The organism is Amycolatopsis acidicola, from assembly GCF_007713735.2.
Classification (GTDB): domain Bacteria; phylum Actinomycetota; class Actinomycetes; order Mycobacteriales; family Pseudonocardiaceae; genus Amycolatopsis_E; species Amycolatopsis_E acidicola.
The window spans coordinates 1-1,107 of the sequence record NZ_VMNW02000193.1 but is presented as its reverse complement, the minus strand read 5'-3'; the positions used below and the strand labels follow the sequence as shown (position 1 = coordinate 1,107).

The following is a 1,107-nucleotide window of genomic DNA, read 5'->3' as shown; positions in this document are numbered from 1 at the left end:
GGTGGGCTCGGTTTAGTCGCCGCTGGGCGAGGTGCTGCCCGTGCCGGAGCTGGAAGTGCCGCTGCTGCTGGACGTGTCCCCGCTGCTCGAGGTGCCGCCGGTGCTGGAGCTGCTGTCCGTCGTGGTGGGGGTCGAGCTGCTCGGCTTCGTCGTGGTCGAGGAGTCGGGCGGCGTGCTGCTGCTCCCGCCGGTGTTCGTCGGCGAAGTCGGATCCGTGGTCGTCGGGTCGTCGCGCGACGTGGTGCCGGTCGGCGTGCCGGGCGGAACCACGGTGCCCGGCGGGATCGGGCTGCCAGGGGGCAGGGTCACCGGTGCTTCGGAGGAGCCGGGAGGCGGCACGAGCGTGATGGTCGGCTTGCCGTCCGGTCCGATGTTGACCACGGCGGTCGGCGAGCTGGACTCCGGCATCGCGACGCCGCTGACCGTCATCGTGCCCGGGACGGCGTTGCCCGGGATCACCTGCGTGCCGTTCGCGGCGTTTCCGTTGGTGGCGCTGGCGTTGTCCGTCGTGGCGGAAGAAGGCGAGGCGAGCTCGGCGATCCCGCCGAACGCGGTCGCGAGTACGACGCCGCTGGCGGCGAGCAGGACGTATCCGCTGCGCTTCACGCGAGACGCCGGATCGCGCGGCGGTGACACCTCGGTGCGTTGACCCGAACGTGACCCTGAATGGGCCATTGTGGCTCCTTGCTGAGGAATTTCGACCGGTGCTGCCCGGGCGTGTTAGCCCGGACGGTTGATCCGCGGGGGACCTTAGCACTCTCAGCTCACGGTCAGCGAGCGGCAGGGCGCCCAGGGTTAACTGTCCGGAGTCGCCTGGGTGCGGCACCATGTGGGCCGTGAAAGAAGAAGTACGGCTGACGGCCTGGGTGAGCGGCCGCGTGCAGGGCGTCGGTTTTCGCTGGTGGACCCGGTGCCGTGCGCTGGAGCTGGGGCTGCGCGGCCATGCGGCCAACCTCGCCGACGGCAGGGTCCAGGTCGTGGCGGAGGGCACCAAAGATCACTGTGAGCAGTTGTTGTCGCTTTTGCGGTCGAGTTCATCACCTGGACGAGTGGATAACGTCGTCGAGCGCTGGTCCGCCGCCGAGGGCGGTCTCGAAGGTTTCGAGG

Annotated in this window: 2 protein-coding genes; both read left to right on the top strand. The window is 69.8% G+C overall.

Going from position 1 to position 1,107, the window contains the following annotated elements:
• Positions 1–40: 40 nt before the first annotated feature.
• A complete protein-coding gene (locus FPZ12_RS45390) occupies positions 41–649 on the top strand; it encodes a hypothetical protein (RefSeq protein WP_144762688.1) in 609 nt (202 codons plus the stop codon).
• Between the two features lie 178 nt (positions 650–827).
• A partial coding sequence (locus tag FPZ12_RS45385; RefSeq protein ID WP_150980824.1) for an acylphosphatase occupies positions 828–1,107 on the top strand: 280 nt, incomplete at its 3' end.